15 protein-coding genes are annotated in these 16,691 nt (G+C 64.5%); 6 read left to right on the forward strand and 9 right to left on the reverse strand.

All coding sequences use genetic code 11. The annotated features are described in order from the left end of the window. The 3 genes from FJ426_RS14825 to FJ426_RS14835 form a co-directional block, all read right to left on the reverse strand. Positions 1-1,020, reverse strand: coding sequence for a xanthine dehydrogenase family protein subunit M (locus tag FJ426_RS14825; RefSeq protein ID WP_140825239.1), 1,020 nt, complete (start codon positions 1,018-1,020; stop codon positions 1-3). A 1-nt stretch (position 1,021) separates the two neighbouring features. After that, positions 1,022-1,642: a (2Fe-2S)-binding protein gene (locus FJ426_RS14830; protein WP_140498389.1), complete on the reverse strand. Its 621-nt coding sequence runs from the start codon at positions 1,640-1,642 to the stop codon at positions 1,022-1,024. Positions 1,643-1,855: 213 nt separating this feature from the next. Continuing rightward, positions 1,856-2,689 (reverse strand): 3-keto-5-aminohexanoate cleavage protein, encoded by an 834-nt coding sequence (locus FJ426_RS14835; RefSeq protein WP_246675546.1) that lies wholly within the window; start codon positions 2,687-2,689, stop codon positions 1,856-1,858. An 80-nt stretch (positions 2,690-2,769) separates the two neighbouring features. Between FJ426_RS14835 and FJ426_RS14840 the strand changes: the two genes are divergently transcribed. After that, the gene (locus tag FJ426_RS14840; protein ID WP_140560392.1) at positions 2,770-4,185 is read left to right on the forward strand and encodes an amidase; all 1,416 of its coding nucleotides are present in this window, start codon (positions 2,770-2,772) and stop codon (positions 4,183-4,185) included. Positions 4,186-4,194: 9 nt separating this feature from the next. Here the strand turns inward: FJ426_RS14840 and FJ426_RS14845 are convergent, their stop codons facing one another. The 5 genes from FJ426_RS14845 to FJ426_RS14865 form a co-directional block, all read right to left on the reverse strand. Further along, on the reverse strand, positions 4,195-4,953 hold the full coding sequence (locus tag FJ426_RS14845; protein WP_140498392.1) for an ABC transporter ATP-binding protein: 759 nt from the start codon (positions 4,951-4,953) through the stop codon (positions 4,195-4,197). Next, a complete protein-coding gene (locus FJ426_RS14850) occupies positions 4,953-5,708 on the reverse strand; it encodes an ATP-binding cassette domain-containing protein (protein ID WP_140515007.1) in 756 nt (251 codons plus the stop codon). Before FJ426_RS14850 ends, FJ426_RS14845 begins: the two co-directional genes overlap by 1 nt. Continuing rightward, a complete protein-coding gene (locus FJ426_RS14855; protein WP_140560391.1) occupies positions 5,698-6,678 on the reverse strand; it encodes a branched-chain amino acid ABC transporter permease in 981 nt (326 codons plus the stop codon). The genes FJ426_RS14850 and FJ426_RS14855 overlap by 11 nt, the downstream gene beginning before the upstream one ends. Before the next feature lie 10 nt (positions 6,679-6,688). Continuing rightward, the gene (locus tag FJ426_RS14860; RefSeq protein ID WP_140524813.1) at positions 6,689-7,588 is read right to left on the reverse strand and encodes a branched-chain amino acid ABC transporter permease; all 900 of its coding nucleotides are present in this window, start codon (positions 7,586-7,588) and stop codon (positions 6,689-6,691) included. A gap of 77 nt (positions 7,589-7,665) precedes the next feature. Beyond that, positions 7,666-8,895: an ABC transporter substrate-binding protein gene (locus FJ426_RS14865; RefSeq protein WP_140560390.1), complete on the reverse strand. Its 1,230-nt coding sequence runs from the start codon at positions 8,893-8,895 to the stop codon at positions 7,666-7,668. Between the two features lie 107 nt (positions 8,896-9,002). Here FJ426_RS14865 and FJ426_RS14870 point away from each other — a divergent pair, with 107 nt between their 5' ends. Both FJ426_RS14870 and FJ426_RS14875 read left to right on the forward strand, forming a co-directional pair. Beyond that, positions 9,003-9,887: a MurR/RpiR family transcriptional regulator gene (locus FJ426_RS14870; RefSeq protein ID WP_140515002.1), complete on the forward strand. Its 885-nt coding sequence runs from the start codon at positions 9,003-9,005 to the stop codon at positions 9,885-9,887. After that, complete coding sequence (locus tag FJ426_RS14875) at positions 9,884-11,215, forward strand: aspartate aminotransferase family protein (RefSeq protein WP_140560389.1); 1,332 nt, start codon at positions 9,884-9,886, stop codon at positions 11,213-11,215. Before FJ426_RS14870 ends, FJ426_RS14875 begins: the two co-directional genes overlap by 4 nt. A gap of 42 nt (positions 11,216-11,257) precedes the next feature. On the opposite strand, the gene FJ426_RS14880 is transcribed toward FJ426_RS14875, so the two are convergent. Further along, the gene (locus FJ426_RS14880) at positions 11,258-12,283 is read right to left on the reverse strand and encodes a substrate-binding domain-containing protein (protein ID WP_140560388.1); all 1,026 of its coding nucleotides are present in this window, start codon (positions 12,281-12,283) and stop codon (positions 11,258-11,260) included. A gap of 235 nt (positions 12,284-12,518) precedes the next feature. Here FJ426_RS14880 and FJ426_RS14885 point away from each other — a divergent pair, with 235 nt between their 5' ends. The 3 genes from FJ426_RS14885 to FJ426_RS14895 all read left to right on the forward strand — a co-directional run bounded on the left by FJ426_RS14885 (position 12,519) and on the right by FJ426_RS14895 (position 16,690). Continuing rightward, entirely contained in the window at positions 12,519-13,319 is an 801-nt protein-coding gene (locus FJ426_RS14885; RefSeq protein ID WP_181168461.1) for an inositol monophosphatase family protein, read from the forward strand. Between the two features lie 35 nt (positions 13,320-13,354). Next, positions 13,355-14,401: an ABC transporter substrate-binding protein gene (locus FJ426_RS14890; protein ID WP_140560387.1), complete on the forward strand. Its 1,047-nt coding sequence runs from the start codon at positions 13,355-13,357 to the stop codon at positions 14,399-14,401. Positions 14,402-14,479: 78 nt separating this feature from the next. Further along, positions 14,480-16,690 carry an iron ABC transporter permease gene (locus tag FJ426_RS14895; RefSeq protein WP_246675547.1) on the forward strand — a complete coding sequence of 737 codons (2,211 nt, stop codon included), beginning with the start codon at positions 14,480-14,482 and terminating at the stop codon, positions 16,688-16,690. The last annotated feature ends 1 nt before the right edge of the window (position 16,691 follow it).

Genomic DNA, 16,691 nt, shown 5'->3' on the forward strand with positions numbered 1-16,691 from the left:
TCACACCTTCATGTCACGGGTTTCGAGCAGCCCCCTGATCAAGGTTCGCTTGCCGAGTTCTATCTTGAATGCGTTGTGCCGACGCGGCTGGGCCTCGGCGAACGCGGCTTCGGCGGCCTCGGCCGCCGCTGCCTCGTCGAGCACCTTGCCGCGCAGGATCTCCTCCGCCGCTCTTGCCCGCCAGGGTACGGTCGCCACGCCGCCAAGCGCGATGCGCGCCTCGTTCACGGTCTCGCCGTCGAGGTCGAGGGCGACCGCGGCCGATGCAAGGGCAAACGCATAGGATTGCCGATCGCGGATCTTGAGATAGCGCGAACGCCTGGTCCATGCGCCGGCGGGCACCTCTATGGCGGTGACGATCTCGTCGGGTGCCAGGTCGGTCTCGATGTGAGGGCTGTCCTCGGGCAGGCGATGCAGGCTGGCAAACGGAATCTTTCGCCGCCCGTTGTGGCCTTGGACATGAACCGTGGCGTCAAGCGCGATCAGGGCCTGGGCAAAGTCACCGTGATAGGTCGCGATGCAGTTCTCACTGGTCCCCAGCACGGCATGCTGGCGGTTGAACCCGTCCATCGCGGCGCAGCCCGAGCCTGGCTCGCGCTTGTTGCATGGCCATGAGGTTTCGCGGAAATATTCGCAGCGGGTGCGCTGCAGGATGTTGCCGGCAAGACTTGCCATGTTGCGCAGCTGGCCGCTTGCCGCCAGTTGCAGGCTCTCCGCGATCACCGGATACCGACGCTTGATCTCGGCATTCTCGGCCGCGTCGCCCATCCGCACAAGAGCGCCAAGGCGCAGACCCTCACCATCGGTCTCGATCCGCCGCAATGCCGGTTCGGAGAGACCGTTCAGATCGAGCAAGCGTTCCGGCCGGGCGACGCCGAGTTTCATATAGTCGGCGAGATTGGTGCCACCGGCAATAAACTGCGCGGGGGCTTGCGTCGGCGGATGCCTGGTGGCCGAGCGCGAGGCGACGACGACCGCCGCGGAGAGGCTGGCGGGCCTCTCATAGACGAAAGGATGCATCTCAGGCCCTCCTGATCTGGTCGCGGGCCTGGACGATTGCCGCGACGATGTTCGGGTATGCCGCGCATCGGCAAAGGTTGCCGCTCATATATTCGCGAATGTCGTCCTCTGAACCGGCATGTCCTTCGTGGACGCAGCCGATCGCGGACATGATCTGGCCGGGCGTGCAATAGCCGCACTGGAACGCATCGTGATCGATGAAGGCCTGCTGCATCGGATGCAGGCCGCCATCCGTCGACGCCAACCCTTCGACGGTGGTTACCGCCTTGCCCTCGTTCATCACCGCGAAGCTGAGGCAGGAGAGCACGCGATGGCCATCGACCAGCACCGTACAGGCACCGCATTGGCCATGATCGCAACCTTTCTTCGTGCCCGTCAGGCCGACATGGTCGCGCAAGGCGTCGAGCAGGCTGGTTCGGCTGTCGAGCGCCAGATTGTATGGCTGCTTGTTGATGGTCAGTGTTGTCATGACAGGCTCGTTTGGCTTGGCGGCAGCAGCCGGAGGCTCCTCGGACCTGGCTGTCGAGGCCAGAAGCGGAGTCACCGCAGCCGCGGAGACGGTCGCGGTCATAAAGCTTCGTCTGCTGAGACTGGAGGAGTTTGGGGGAACATGCTCGGACATCGCTGGCTCCGTCGCTCGCTATGTCGCGACCAAACCCCTCATCGGGGCCATTGTTCCGGGCCATCCGCGATAAAACGCACAAGGAAGACGGCTCGCAAGGCAAGCCGCCCGATTTGGATGCAAGGATATGACGGGTCCGTTCGAGACCGTGCCCGTCCTACCCTGGCGAATTTGCAGGCGCGCGGCCGATCCTCTAACAAGGCGCGCGGGCCCTCACTGCTGGCGGGCAATTCCGAGAATATCAAGCGCCTGCGCGGCAGAAGCAATCGGGCGCCCCGTGCGGCCAGCGGCTTCGACGATTGCCGCGACCCGTTCGGCATTGTCGCGGGCGAGGCTGCCATCGGCGTGCCAGAGAGAGTTCTCGAAGCCGACCCGCACGTGCCCTCCCGCCGCGATCGCCGCCGTCAGCGCCAAGGTCTCGCCCCGTCCGAAGGCGCAGACCGACCATACGGCGCCTTCAAGACCATGCGCATCGAGCCCTTCAAGGAAGACATCGAGGTCTTCGGGCCGGCTTTCCTGATCGGCGGCATAGCGTCCAAGGACGAACAGCAGCCGGGGGCTTGTGGGCTCCGCCAGAATGCCTCGCCGCCGCAGATCGATGAAACGGTCGAGATCGGCCCGATCATAGAGAATGTGCTGGACCGCGATGCCTTCCCGACCGGCCCACGCGAAGAAGCGGGCCGGCTCCGCCTCGCCATCGCTGATTATCTCACGCAAGCCGATCGAGACGGAAACCGGATGAAGCGTCCGAACAAGATCCATCTGTTCGCGTGGCGAATAGAGCCCGACCGCTTCGGTCGTGATCTGGATCGCCATGACGCCCTGCGTCCGCTCCCGGATCGCCGCGATGGCATCCCGGTAAAGCGCGGCGTCAAGCGTGTGCCGGCCTGAAGCATCGCGGACATGCGCATGGATGGCGGCGGCGCCGGCAGCGAGACACTGCCTCGCCGTTTCGGCAAGTTCGTCGGCGGTCATCGGCAGAGCCGGATGATCGGCCTTCGTTCTGCGCGCTCCGTTCGGCGCAACCATGATCAGCAACGGCTTCAATTTCATCTCCGGGCCCAATTGGCTCTCCCGCAACGTGGTTTTCCATGCTTCATTTCACCGACTCGCACAGGTAGGACAGCATGAACGCCACCGCCCAAGGGATTTCCGCCTTCGCCACCGCCGCCGAACTCAGCCGCGCGCTCGCCGATGGCAACACATCCTCGACCGAGATCGTCCGGCGCGCGCTGGATCGTGTCGACGTTCATGACAATTCGCTGCATGCGTTCGTCCGGCTGTTTCCTGAGGCTGCGCTCCAGGCCGCCGGCGAAGCCGACGAGCGTCGCAGTCGCGGCGTCTCGAAAGGGCCGCTGGACGGTATCCCTTTCGCGGCCAAGGACCTGCTTGACGTCGAAGGCTATCCGACCCTGGCAGGCTCGAAAGCGCTTGCGGGCGAACTCGCAACCGCCACGGCAACGGCAATCGAACGCCTTGTCGCGGCCGGGATGATCCTGCTGGGCAAGGTGCACACCGTGGAATTTGCTTTTGGCAGTTGGGGGACCAACCCGGTCGCCGGCACGCCCCTGAACCCGCGTGACAGCGCCATCCCGCGCGCGCCGGGCGGATCGTCGAGCGGTTCGGGCGTGGCCGTCGCCGCCGGACTGGTGCCGGTCGCGCTCGGCACCGACACTACGGGCTCCATCCGCAATCCGTCCGCCATGTGCGGAATCGTGGGCCTGAAGACGTCCTTCGGCCTTATCGGGCGCGGCGGCTTGCTGCCGCTTGCCATGTCCTTCGACAGCATCGGTCCCATGACCCGGTCGGTGGAGGATGCAGCCCTTCTGCTGGCCGCGCTCGAGGGTCCCGATCCCGGCGATCCGGCCACCTTTGGCGTGGCGTCGACCTCGCCGCTCGACGGGCTCGAGCGGAGCATATCGGGCCTTCGCCTGCGCATCCCCTCGGCCGTGGACCTTGCCGGCGTAGACTGCGGCATCCTGGACCGCTTCGACTCCACCGTCGCTGAACTGGAGGCGCTCGGTGCCAATGTCGATCGGATGCCGATGCCGCAATCTTACGACACCTACAAGGCCCTGGCCGGCGACATCATGGCCGTCGAAGCCTGGCATCATCTCGGCCGTTACGTGGAACCCGCGGACAGCGGCGTCGGCACGGCGATCCGCATGCGGGTTCTCAAGGGCAGGGAAATCGGCCTCGCCGCTTATCACGAGTTGATTGCAAGGCGCCGAGCCGCGCAGATCGAGTTTCATCGCGATCTCGAAGGCGCCGATGCGTTCCTGACGCCAACGGCGCCGATTACCGCGCCGCCATTGGCCGACATCGATGAGACAACGACGCCGCTTGGGACGTTTACCCGCATGGTGAACCTCCTCGACATGGCAGCGCTCAGCGTCCCCATCGGTCTCGTCAATGGTCTGCCCGCAGGATTGCAGATCGCGGTTCGCCGCTTCCAGGATCCGCTGGCGCTGAGGATCGGGCGGGCGCTAGAGATTCGGCGCGACGGCCTGTTCGAACAGCCGCCGGGCTACGCCACGCCGTAAGCTGCCCGTTCATTCACCGCTCGCATACAGCCAACGTGCGACAAGAGCGTCGGTGTCGGCACCGAAATCCGCGCGCGCGCCTTCGGAAAAAACCGTGCCGTTCTTGACCACATAGACGTAGTCGGTGATGGCAAGCGCGGCGCGAATATCCTGGTCGACCAGCAGCACGGCCTTGCCGAGTTCGCGGGCAAGATCGCGGACGATGTCGTAGATCGTCTCGCTGGTCTGCGGATCGACGCCGGCGGTCGGTTCGTCGATCAGGTAGACCGACGGATCGGCCATCAGGCTGCGTGCGATCTCGACCTGCCGCTGCTGGCCTCCCGAGAGCTGGCCGGCAGGCTGCGCGCGTTTCTCGCGAACGACGGGAAACCGCTCATAGACATGTTCCAGTTTCTCGGTCAGCACCGTCTTCTTCGGCCTGGCATGCCAGAGACCGAGTTTCAGGTTCGATTCGACCGAGAGATGAGGAAAGAGGCTCGGCCGCTGCGGCAGGTAGGCCAGGCCAAGGCCCAGCATCCGGAAGGGCGGGTTTCCGGTGATGTCCACGTCTCGCAGAAGCACCCGGCCGGCACTCGGTTTCAGAAAGCCGAACAACGCCTTGAGAAGCGTCGACTTGCCGGTGCCGTTCGGCCCGACCACACAGGAAATGCTGCCAGGCCAGGCCCTGACCGAAACGTCGCGCAATATGTCGATGTCGCGCGTATAGCCGGCGACAAGGTTCTCGCAGGCGATCAGCGGCGGGGTCGATGGCAGGGAAGCGGTTTCCATTATCGTGCTTCCCGATGCGTTGCGCGGGATCCCGTATAGGCGTGCACGACCTCGGGATTGCGCAGCACCTCGGCGACCGCGCCGTCGGCGATCTTGCGCCCTCGCGCCATCACCATGACGCGCGTTACGACCGACTGGATAGCCTCGAGGTTGTGATCGACAACGACGATGGTGTGACCGTCGCGATTGAGGCTCCTTATGTGCTCGATGATCTCCTCCAGCAGGCGCGGGTGGACGCCGGCGAAGGGCTCGTCCAGAAGCAGCAATCTCGGTTTGAGCATCAGCGCCCGGCCGAGTTCCAGCAGCTTCTGCTGGCCGCCGGAAAGCGCTCTTGCATAACTGTCGGCGAGATGGTCGAGCCTCAGGAAAGCAAGGACCCCACGGGCGCGCTCCTCTGCCGCGGCGCGCCGCTCAGCCGGGTCGGAAAGTGCCGGCACGATGAGGTTTTCCAGCACGGTCATGCGGCGGAACAGGCGGGGAACCTGAAAAGTACGGGCAACACCGCGGCGCGCGAAAAGATTAGCCGGCGAGCGCGCCATGTCGGTACCCTCGACGAGGATGGCACCGCCGTCGGGTTTGAGCGCGCCCGTCACCATGTTGATGGTGGTCGTCTTTCCCGAGCCGTTGGGACCGATCAACCCGACAATTTCGCCGCGGGCCAGGGCAAAGGATAAGCCTTCGACGGCATGGATGCCGCCGAAATGCTTGGCAAGACCACTGACCGAGAAAAAAGCGGTGTCCTTCTCAACCGGCATGGGGTTCCTCGGTGGTAGCAGTTGGAACAGGCGCTTGTTCCCGTGGCCGCGCGCGGAAGCGCGCCCAGTTTTCGACCATCGGATACAGGCCGTTCTGCGCGAAGCGTTGCACCAGGATAAGCGCCAGACCCATCAGCACGAAACGCCATTCGCCGTAGGACCGCAGCGTCTCGGAAAGCAGGAAGACGACGACTGCACCGACCACGGCGCCGGGCAGGCTTTCGATGCCGCCGATCACCGCCATCGCGATAACCAGACCCATCTCCGGCAGGATAGCCATGTTCGGCGTCAGGATGCCGATGAAATGGCCGTAATAAATGCCGGCTATCGCCGCGATCACGCTGGTTACCACGAAGACGAGAATCTTGTAGCGCGTGGTATCCACCCCGCTGGCGCGCGCGGCGCCCTCGTCTTCCCGGATGGCACGTAGAAAAAGACCGACGCGGGTCGCCAACAAGGCATTCATTCCCAATACCGCCAGGACGACGAGCGCAAGGCCGAAATAGTAATAAGGCAGGTCCGATCGACCGGAAAAGAGGCCGGGCACCGGCAAGCCCAGCATGCCGCGTGTGATGTCCTCCTCCGCGACCAGCACGAGGCGGAAGATTTCCGAAATGGCAAGCGTGAAGAGGGCCAGATAAGGCCCGGAAAGCCTCAGGACGAGCGCGCCGATCAGGGCGCCGGCCACGACGGCAAGAGCGATGGCGGCAAGAATGGCAAGCGGCACCGGCATGCCGATCTGGCCAACGAACAAGGCCGAGGCATATCCGCCCAGCGCGGCAAAAGCCACATGGGCGAAGGAGAACTGACCGGCGAAACCGGCAAGCAGCGCCCAGCTCGCGGCAAGCAGCGCATAGTACCAGGCGATGGCGCCGACGTGGGTCCAGTATGGTCCGACGCCGAGCGGCACCAGCAACGCCACCACGAGCAGAATCGCCTGAGCCGATTGCGAGAATGTTGGACGGATCATTGCCGTGCCCCTATTCCAGCCGCAGATGCGAGCGGCCGAACAGGCCGGTCGGCCGGAAGAGCAACGCAATGACGAGCAGCAGCGCTCCGAACGCCTGCGTATAGGCAAGCGCGCGATTGGGATCCGGCAGATAGCCGACACCCAGCCCTTGCACCAGGCCGAGCAGGATGCCGCCGGTAATGCTTCCGCCGACGGAACCCATGCCGCCGAGCACGATGATGATGAAGGCCTGCACGGCCGGCAACTCACCCATCGACGGCGACAGGGCGAAGATCGGCGCGATCAACGCCCCTGCCCCGCCGGCAAGCGCCGAGCCGATGCCGAAAGCGATGGTGTACATGCGGCGTGGATCGATACCGATGACCGCGGCGGACTCGCGGCTCTGGCTCACCGCATCGAGTGCCTGGCCAAGCGAGGTGCGCTTCAGGAAAAGCGTCAGACCGACAAGCAGGACGACGGCAGCGACCGCAGCGATCAGCCGGTCGTAAGGCAGGATCAACGGACCGAGGATCAGCGCTCCTGTCATGAAGGACGGCGGCGCCTTGGCGAAGGGGCCGAAGACGACAAGGCCGAGATTGGTGATCAGAATGGTGAGGCCGAAGGTGACGATAATGGCGTATTCGTCCTTGCGCTCGACCTTGTCGGTATACATCGGCGCTATGACGAGCCTCTCGAAGAGCACGCCGAAGATGAACAGGGCCACCATCGCGCCGGCGACACCGACAAGCGGCGGCGCATGGAACCAGGCGATGATGTAGTAGGACGCATAGCCGCCCAGCATATAGAGCGATCCATGGCCGAAATTGACGACCTTCAACACCGAGAAGACCAAAGTGAGCCCCGCCGCCGTCAGCGCGAAAATGAGGCCGATGACCAGGCCGTTGACGGCCAGGAGGAGGAAATAGCTCATGGGTTCACATCACCTCGTTGTCGGCCGCCTGTCCAGTGAAGCGGCCGCCGGCGGCTATGGAGCCGCCGGCGTGCCGTTCATTTGCCGGGCATGACCTTGTCGGTGGTGGCCCACTTCTTCGGATAGACGATCGCAGCATCCTCCGGCGCCTGGTTCACGGCCGTGTATTGGATGATCGTGAACGGCACGTCGACGAACTGATGGAAAGCCCAGTCGGGAGATTTGGTGGTCGGGAAGGTGTAGGTGGCGTTCACCCCTTCATATTTGATCTCTTCCAGTGCCTTCACGATCGCCGCGCGGTCAGCCGAGCCTGCCTTCTTGATCGCTTCGACGACGACACCGAACGTGTCATAGGCCTCCATGGCCACGCCGGTCGGTGCCCTATTGTAGCGTCCGGTGAACGCCTTCACGAATGCTTTGGCCTTGTCGTTCCATTGCGACTTGGGCTGCGCGACGTTGACGATGAGAAGATTGTTGGCGCATTCGCCGTCGACTTCCCACACTTCCTTCTGCAGCAGACCCGAGGAGCCGATGAGGGCCGTTTCGGCAGTCGGTGCGAGGCCGAGCTGGCAGGCCTGCTTGACCAGCTGATACTGCGCCTGTCCGGCGATCACCATCTGGATCGCATCAGGCTTCGGGCTCTGGTTCATCAGGCGCAGCAGCGCGGGCGTGAAATCCTGCTGGTTCAGGTCGATCGTTGCCAGCGTATAGGGGACGTTCTTGGCCTTCAGCTCATCGGCGATGACCTTGGCCCCGCCCTGGCCGAAGTCCGTGTTTTCGGCGATGATGGCGATGTTCTTGAAACCTTGCTCGACCGTCCAGTCGGCTGCCTTAACGTAAACGAGCGAGTTGGCCGGAGCGAGACGATAGACTTCCGGATACTGCTTGGCCGTGATGGCATCCGCCCATACGTCTGTACCGACCCAGGCGACGCCGTATTTGTGCGCCTCCTCGATTTCGGCGAGGGCGACCGAGGAATGGAATTCGCCGAAGATTGCGGCGACGTTGTCCTTGGTGATGAGCCGAACCGCCGCCGCGCTGCCGTCGGCCGGCTGCCCTTTGGTGTCCTCGTAGCTCACCTTCAGCTGACGGCCGAGCACGCCGCCGGCCTTGTTGACCTCGTCAACTCCGAGCTGCACCGCCCATTGCATCTCCTGGCCGCCGGAATAGTTGCCGGGCGGCGACAGCGGCCCCACCCAGCCTAGCGCGATTGGATCCTCGGCCAGAGCCGGTGCGGCTGCGAACGGCAAGGAAGCCAGCGCGAGTGCCGCCAGCGCTCCCAAATGACTGGATATGGTCTGTTTCATGCGAATTTCCCCTGTTCTTGTTTTCTGATTGAATGAAACACTACGCTCATTTCTGGCAGATTGAAATATTCATTGCAGCTCGTCAACGGCCGGCGTAAATTCGCGCCATGTTGGAACCCGCCTTCCGCTCGCGCCTGCTCGAGAGTTTCGAGACGATGCCGCGCCAGCTTCGCGCGGCGGCGCAATGGGTGCTCGACAATCCGCGTGACGTTGCCCTCCTGTCGATGCGCGTCCAGGCGCAGCGCGCCGGGGTGACCCCGGCATCGATGACGCGGCTTGCCCAGCGCATGGGCTTCGACGGCTACGATAGCCTGCGCGACCTCTACGCCGAGCAACTTCGCCGCGGCGAGAAGGAGTTCTTGGGCAAGGCCGAAGCATTGATGGCGCGGCGGAAGCGCGGAGGAGACGGCGCGCTGGCCTTCGAGCTGGCCGAAACGCTCGAGCGCCATATGGCGAAGCTTTGCGATCCGGCGACGCTGGAGGCGGTGACCCGGGCAGCCTCGGTGCTGGCAGGCGCCAAGCGCATCTATGCGCTGGGCTATCGGTCGAGCTACCCCGTCGCCTGCCATTTCGCCTACGTCTATGGCCTCGCCGGCGGCGCGGTGCGTCTGCTTGACGGCGTCGGCGGAACCGGGCCTGATCCTTTGTGGGAAGCGGGAGCGGGCGACGTGCTTTTGGCGATCAGCGTCAAGCCCTATACGCGCGCCGCCGTCGAACTCGTCGATTATGCACGCAGCCGCGCGCTCGAAATCGTGGCGATTACCGACAGCGTGGTCTCGCCGCTCGTCAACCGGGCGGGCGCCGTCATCATCGTGCCAACCGAGAGCCCGTCCTTTTTCCACACCATGGCGCCGGCCTTTGCCATCGCCGAAACGCTGGCCGCGATCCTGGCGGCCGCCGCCGGCGATCGCGCGCTGGCCGCCATGCGCGACGTCGAACGTCAGTTCGACACCCTTTCCACCCATATCTACGAAACCAGGCAACGGTCATGACGCATATCCTCCATCGCCAGATCCACCACGACTATCCCGTTGCCGTCGGCGGCGATGGCGTCACCGTCATCGACAGCAAGGGACGCCGCTATATCGACGCCTCCGGCGGCGCGGCCGTCTCATGCCTTGGCCATCAGCATCCGGCTGTTCTTGCCGCGATGCATGCCGAACTCGACCGGCTCGCCTATGCGCATAGCAGCTTCTTCACCACCCGGCCGGCGGAGGAACTGGCGGACGAACTTGCCGCTCACGCGCCGGGCGATCTTCATCACGTCTATTTCGTCTCCGGCGGATCGGAAGGCATCGAGACCGCCCTGAAGATGGCGCGGCAATATTTCGTCGAGCGCGGCGAGCCGCAGCGCCGCCGCTTCGTGGCCCGTCAGCAGAGCTATCATGGCAATACGCTGGGCGCGCTTTCGGTGGGAGGCAACGCCTGGCGCAAGGCGCCGTTCGAGCCCATGCTGATCGAAAACCATCATATCGAACCATGCTATGCCTATCGGCATCAGCGGCCGGATGAAGGCAGCGAGGCCTACGGGCTGCGCGCCGCCGATGCGCTTGAGACGAAGCTGCAGGAACTCGGGCCGGAAACGGTCATTGCTTTTGTCGCAGAGACAGTGGTTGGAGCGACTCTCGGCGCCGTGCCACCCGCACCCGGTTATTTCAGGCGCATCCGCGAGATTTGCGATCTCCACGGCGTGCTGCTCATCCTCGACGAAGTCATGTGCGGCATGGGTCGTACCGGAACACTGCATGCCTGCGACCAGGAAGGCGTCGCACCCGACATCATGGTGATCGCCAAAGGGCTCGGCGGCGGCTATGCCCCGCTCGGGGCGGTGCTGGCATCCGACCGGATATTCGATGCTTTTTCGCAAGGCAGCGACTTCCAGCACGGTCACACCTATATCGGTCATCCGCTCGCCTGTGCGGCCGGCCTCGCCGTGCAGCGGGTCATCGAGCGTGATGGTCTGCTTGCCAATGTCGCGGCGCGAGGCGCCACGCTCGAACGACGGCTGCGTGAGCGCTTCGGCAACCATCACCATGTCGGGGACATTCGCGGGCGCGGCCTTTTCCAGGGCATCGAACTTGTCGCGGATCGCTCGGCCAAGGCCCCGTTCGATCCGCGCCTGAAGGTCCATGCCCGGATAAAATCGGAAGCGATGCAGCGGGGGTTGATGGTTTATCCGATGGGCGGCACCGTCGATGGGCGGGCTGGCGATCACGTCCTGCTTGCACCGCCATTCATCGTCGACGACGGCACGGTCGATATTATCGTCGACCGTTTGGGCGACGCCGTCGATGCCGCGATCGGCAGCATTGCGATCTAGCACACGAGACGCTCACCGACCGGGACTATAGTCCGATCGGCATCAGCCCCGACCTGGCCTCACAGTGCCGCGCCAGACCATCGGCGCGTGGCAGGTCAGGCGACTGCCGGCGCCTGCTTCCTCGCGCGAACCGGCGGCCAGTCGCACGGCGTGCGTGGCAATCTCCTCAATCGGCGGCGCAAAGGTCGTCAGCCGGTAGGAAGCCCAGTCAGCCTGCTCGATGTCGTCGAAGCCGGCGACGCAGAGATCGCGCGGGACGTCGACGCCGAACTCGTGGCGCGCCGCGTCCAGAAAACCGCAGGCGATCAGGTCGGTCACGCAGAACGCCGCATCCGGTCGCTGCCGGCCCGACAGCAGGCGCCTTGCGCCTTCTGCCCCAGTCGCATAACCCGTGCGGCCCTCGCGCCACTGGATCACCTCCAGCCGTTCCTTCCGCGCCGCGGCAAGAAACGCCGTCTCGCGCGCCACCAGACTGGGCGTGCCGGCTGCCGACGTCACCAGGGCAGGCCTGGTGCAACCGGCACGAAGAAAGGCGTGAAGTGCCGCCTCGGCGGCGGCGGCGTTGTCCACGCCGATGTTATGCGGCCCGTCGAACCGGTCGTCGCGATTGATCAGGATCAGGCGCTGCCCGTTCTCGAGGCAGGTTCGGATCAGCTCCTGCGGCGGCGTGCCGGACAGCACGATCGTCGCATCGGCACGGTAGTTCAGCGTGTTGCGCAGCGCCTGGTCGACATGGTGGCTGGGGCCCGACGTGTTGAAAACCATGGCCACTTTGCCGGCATCCCTCAGATGCTGTGTCAGCGCCCGCAGGATACGGGCTTGGTAGGGCGTGTCGCCATCGGCGACGACAAGGCAGACGATGCCCGTCGATGCCCGCATCAGGCCGCGCGCCAGGTGGTTGACGTGATAGCCGAGCTGCTCGGCCGCCAGCAGCACCCGCTCGCGGGTTTCTTCCGAAACGCTGGCGCCGGGCGTGAACGTGCGTGATACCGCCGAGCGCGAAACGCCGGCAAGCTCCGCGACCTGCTGGGCACTGGAAAAGCCAATACGGCCTCTTGGCGTCGTCATGCACACTCTCGCTGCGTTTCTCGATTCTTTGCACGCACGTGCAGCATAGCGCAAGCCAGTCACAGGTGTAACCGCTGCCCTTGACACACATGCGTAAATGAAACAGCTTTGCACAGCCGTGCATGAAGCCGGCGCCGGAGGCTACCTTGCCCATTTCTTCGCAGACCGCATCGAAGCTGCCATTGCCTGGACGGACAGCATGAACAGCGTGGCGGTGCGGCCGAAACCGAGCCGGATGTCCGAAGCCGAACTCGACAGGCGCGCCGATGTTTGCCGGCAACTGCTCTTGTCATCGGGAAACATGGCGATGCAGGGCTACAGCCAAATCGACGCCGCGCAGCCTGTGGAGATGAAGGGCCCGCAGGATTTCCTGACCGAGACCGACGGGAAGGTCGAGCATCACATCCGCACGACGTTGGCCGCGGCCTTTCCCGAGGACGGGTTTTTGGGCGAGGAAACCGGTGGCAGCGGCGGCTCTGATCGCATGTGGGTCGTCGACCCGATCGACGGTACGGCGAATTTCATGCGCGGCATTCCGCATTTCTGCGTTTCGATCGCCTTCGTCCAGGACGGCCGCAGCGAGATCGGCGGCATCGCCAATCCGGCCATCGGGGAGGTCTATTTTGCCCGCCGCGGGCACGGTGCGACGCGCAACGGCGCGGCGATCCATGTTTCGCGCACCCAGGCCTTCGACCGCGCCTCCGTGGAGTTCGGCTGGTCGCCGCGGATTCCCAACCGCGACTATCTGGACAAGGTGGCCCTGGTCTGGTCGCTGGGCGCCAATGTGCGCCGCTCCGGTTCGGGGGCGCTCGGCCTTGCCTATGTGGCCGACGGCCGCTCGGATGCCTATGCCGAGCTTCATATCAATGCATGGGACTGCCTGGCCGGATTGCTGCTGGTCGAGGAAGCCGGCGGGCGCGTCAACCGCTTTCTCGACGGCGACGGCATGGCGAAGGGCAATCCGGTGCTTGCTGCGGCGCCGGGTGTGGCGGCGAGATTGTCCCAGGTGATCGGAGTGCCGCTCGACGACGAATAACCAATTCCAGAGAGCATGAAAGGGAGGAATTATCGATGAAAGGTCCATTTGATCGCAGACAAGGCAGGACGTGGCTTGGCCTTGCGGTGCTGGCCATTTTCGGTCTGGCCGGCGGCGCCCATGCGGCGGATCGCAACCTCGTGATGTATTGCGGCGTCGACGAAGCCTGGTGCCGGGCCATGGCCACGACCTACCAGAAGGAAACCGGCGTCAGCGTCGACATGACCCGCATGAGCGCCGGCGAGATCTATGCGCGCCTGCGGGCCGAGAAGGACAATCCGCAAGCCGACATCTGGTGGGGCGGCACCGGCGACCCGCATCTTCAGGCGGCGGAAGAAGGTCTCACCCAGGAATACAAGTCGCCGCAGCTGGCGAACCTGCGCGACTGGGCTTTGAGGCAGGCTGAACGCGCCAAGAACCGCACCGTCGGCATCTATCTCGGCGCGCTTGGCTACGGCTACAACGAGGAAGACCTGAAACAGCGCGGCCTGACGGCGCCGGCCTGCTGGGCGGATCTGGTCAAGCCCGATTTCCAGGGTGAGATCGAGATGGCCGACCCCAATTCCTCGGGTACCGCCTGGACGATGCTGGCGACAATCGTGCAACTGATGGGCGAGGACAAGGCTTTCGACTATCTCAAGCAGCTCAACAAGAACATCGCCGAATACACCAAGGCGGGCGCCGCACCCGCGCTCGCCGTGGGCAAGGGCGAGACGCTGGTCGGCATTTCCTTCCAGCACGACGTCATCAACGCCGCCAAGCAGAACCCGGCCGTCAAGGTGGTCTCGCCCTGTGAAGGCACCGGTTTCGAGATCGGGTCGATGAGCATTGTTGCCGGGGCCAAGCACATCGACGAGGCGCGGAAATTCTACGACTGGGCGCTGACGCCAGACGCGCAGAAACTGGCGGCTCCGAACGGCAGCTACCAGATCCCGTCGAACACCGGCACCCCGGTGCCGCCCGAGGCGCCGGACCTCAGCAAGATCAAGCTGATCGACTACGACTTCGCCAAATACGGATCGTCAGCGGAGCGCAAGCGGCTGTTGAAGAAGTTCACCGATGAGATCCGCAACGGCGGCTGATCTGGTCCGTACGGCCGATCCGCCGGCTGCCTGCGGGGCAGCCGGCGCAACCCCGACCATACCGAAGGAAGATGTCGAATGGCACGGGCTTCGCCCTATCCCATGGCCAATGACCTCCCGGGGCGCAGTGCCGCCGGATGGCTGGCGCTGGCATGGGCGAGCTTCATTGTGCTGCCATGGTACAAAGTCGAAGGCGGCTTGCTTTCCTTTGACTGGCTGGCGCGTCCGGCGGAGGCGGCACCAGCCATCCTGCTGTCGCTGAACGGTCAGCTGTGGCTGCTTCCCTTGATCCTGCCACTTCTCCTGGCAAGCTGGCTCGTCGCGCGCCGGAACCTCCCCGGCCTGGCGGTGGCGGGCGCTGCCGGTCTCGCCTGGCTGGCGGTCGAGGGTTTTTCCATCATCCATTCGGGTTGGGGATTTGCCTGGCTTGGGCATCTCGCCAGTACGCCGGGGCCGGTGCAGCCGGGTCTCGGCTGGGGTGCCGTGCTGTACGCGGTGGCGATGCTGATGTTCATCGCCGAGGCGCTGGCCGCGCGTGGCTGGTGCAAGGGCGACCGTTTTGTCGTCGGCTCGCTGCTGATCGTGATCGCTTCGCTGATCCTGTTCGTGGCTTATCCGCTGTTGTCGATCCTCGCTTCCGCCATCGAGGACAATGACGGCAATGTCGTGCCGGCTCTGTTTGCCGAAAAGCTGTTCAGTGCCAACATCTGGAGCCTGCGCTGCCTCTACGGCGACGGTTCCTGCGGGGTGGCGTGGAATACGGTGGCGATCGCGGTGATGGTGGGATTCTTCTGCACGGCGCTAGGCCTGGCGCTGGCGCTGATTGCGTTGCGCACCAGGCTGCCTGCCAAATGGCTGCTGCGCGGCCTCTCCATCCTGCCGATCATCACGCCGCCTTTCGTCATCGGCCTGGCGCTGATCCTGTTGTTCGGCCGGGCCGGCATCGTCACCAATCTTTTGTCAGAACATCTCGGTATTCCGCGCAGCCGCTGGATCTACGGCATGGCCGGCATCACCATCGCGCAAGTGCTGGCTTTCACGCCGATCGCCTTCCTGGTCCTGGCCGGCGTGCTGCAGGGCGTCAGCCCGAGCATGGAGGAGGCCTCGCAGACCTTGCGCGCCAGCCGTTGGCGCACTTTCAGCACAATCACCTGGCCGCTGATCCGCCCGGGGCTGGCCAGCGCCTTCCTGATCTCGTTCATCGAGAGCATGGCCGACTTTGCCAACCCGCTGGTGCTGGGCGGCAACTTCAACGTGCTGTCGACGGACATCTTCTTTGCGGTGGTGGGCGCTGCGCATGATCAAGGCCGTGCGGCGGTGCTGGCGATCGTGCTTCTGGGATTCACGCTCGCCGCCTTCGTCATCCAGCGCCGCTGGATCGGCAGCCGCAGCTACGTCACCGTCGCCGGCAAGGGCGATGGCGGTGTGCCGGCCACGCTGCCCAAGGGCTTGCGCATCGGCTGCTACGCCGCCGTCGTTCCCTGGTTGCTTCTGACCGTCGTGGTCTATGGCATCATCCTGGGCGGCGGCTTCGTGCAATCGATCGGCCGCGACAACACGCCGACGCTCGAATATTTCCTCACCGCTTTCTCCGTCGAGAAAGGCGTCAATGGCTGGTTCCTGAGCGGGTCGGCCTGGCCGTCGCTGCTGATGACCATCGGCCTTGCGCTGGTGGCGATGCCGTTCACCGCCGCGCTCGGCATCCTGACCGCCTATCTGCTCGACCGGCAGCATTTCGCCGGGCGCACGATGTTCGAATTCCTCGCCATGATGAGCTTTGCCATTCCCGGCACGGTCGTCGGCGTCAGCTATATCCTCGCCTTCAACGTGCCGCCGGTGCAACTGACCGGCACCGGACTGATCATCGTCATCTCGTTCATCTTCCGCAACATGCCGGTGGCGATCCGCGCCGGCCTCGCCAATCTGGGGCAGATAGACAAGAGCCTGGACGAGGCATCGCTGACACTGGGCGCGCGTTCCTTCGCCACCTTGCGGCGGGTGATCCTGCCGATCCTGAAGCCGGCGATCGTGACCGCGATGATCTACAGTTTCGTGCGTGCGGTGACCGCCGTCAGCGCCGTCATCTTCCTGGCGACCGGCCGCTTCAATCTCGCCACCGTCTATATCGTCGGGCGAGCCGATGTCGGCGAATACGGCATCGCCATCGTCTATTCGGCGGTGCTGATCGTCGTCATGATGATCATTCTGATCGCCATCCAGCTGCTGGTCGGGGAACGCCGGCTTGGCCGGCGCCGGGCCGAGGCGCAAGCCGTGGTGGCACCAATCTGAT

The organism is Mesorhizobium sp. B2-6-4, assembly GCF_006441495.1.
Classification (GTDB): domain Bacteria; phylum Pseudomonadota; class Alphaproteobacteria; order Rhizobiales; family Rhizobiaceae; genus Mesorhizobium.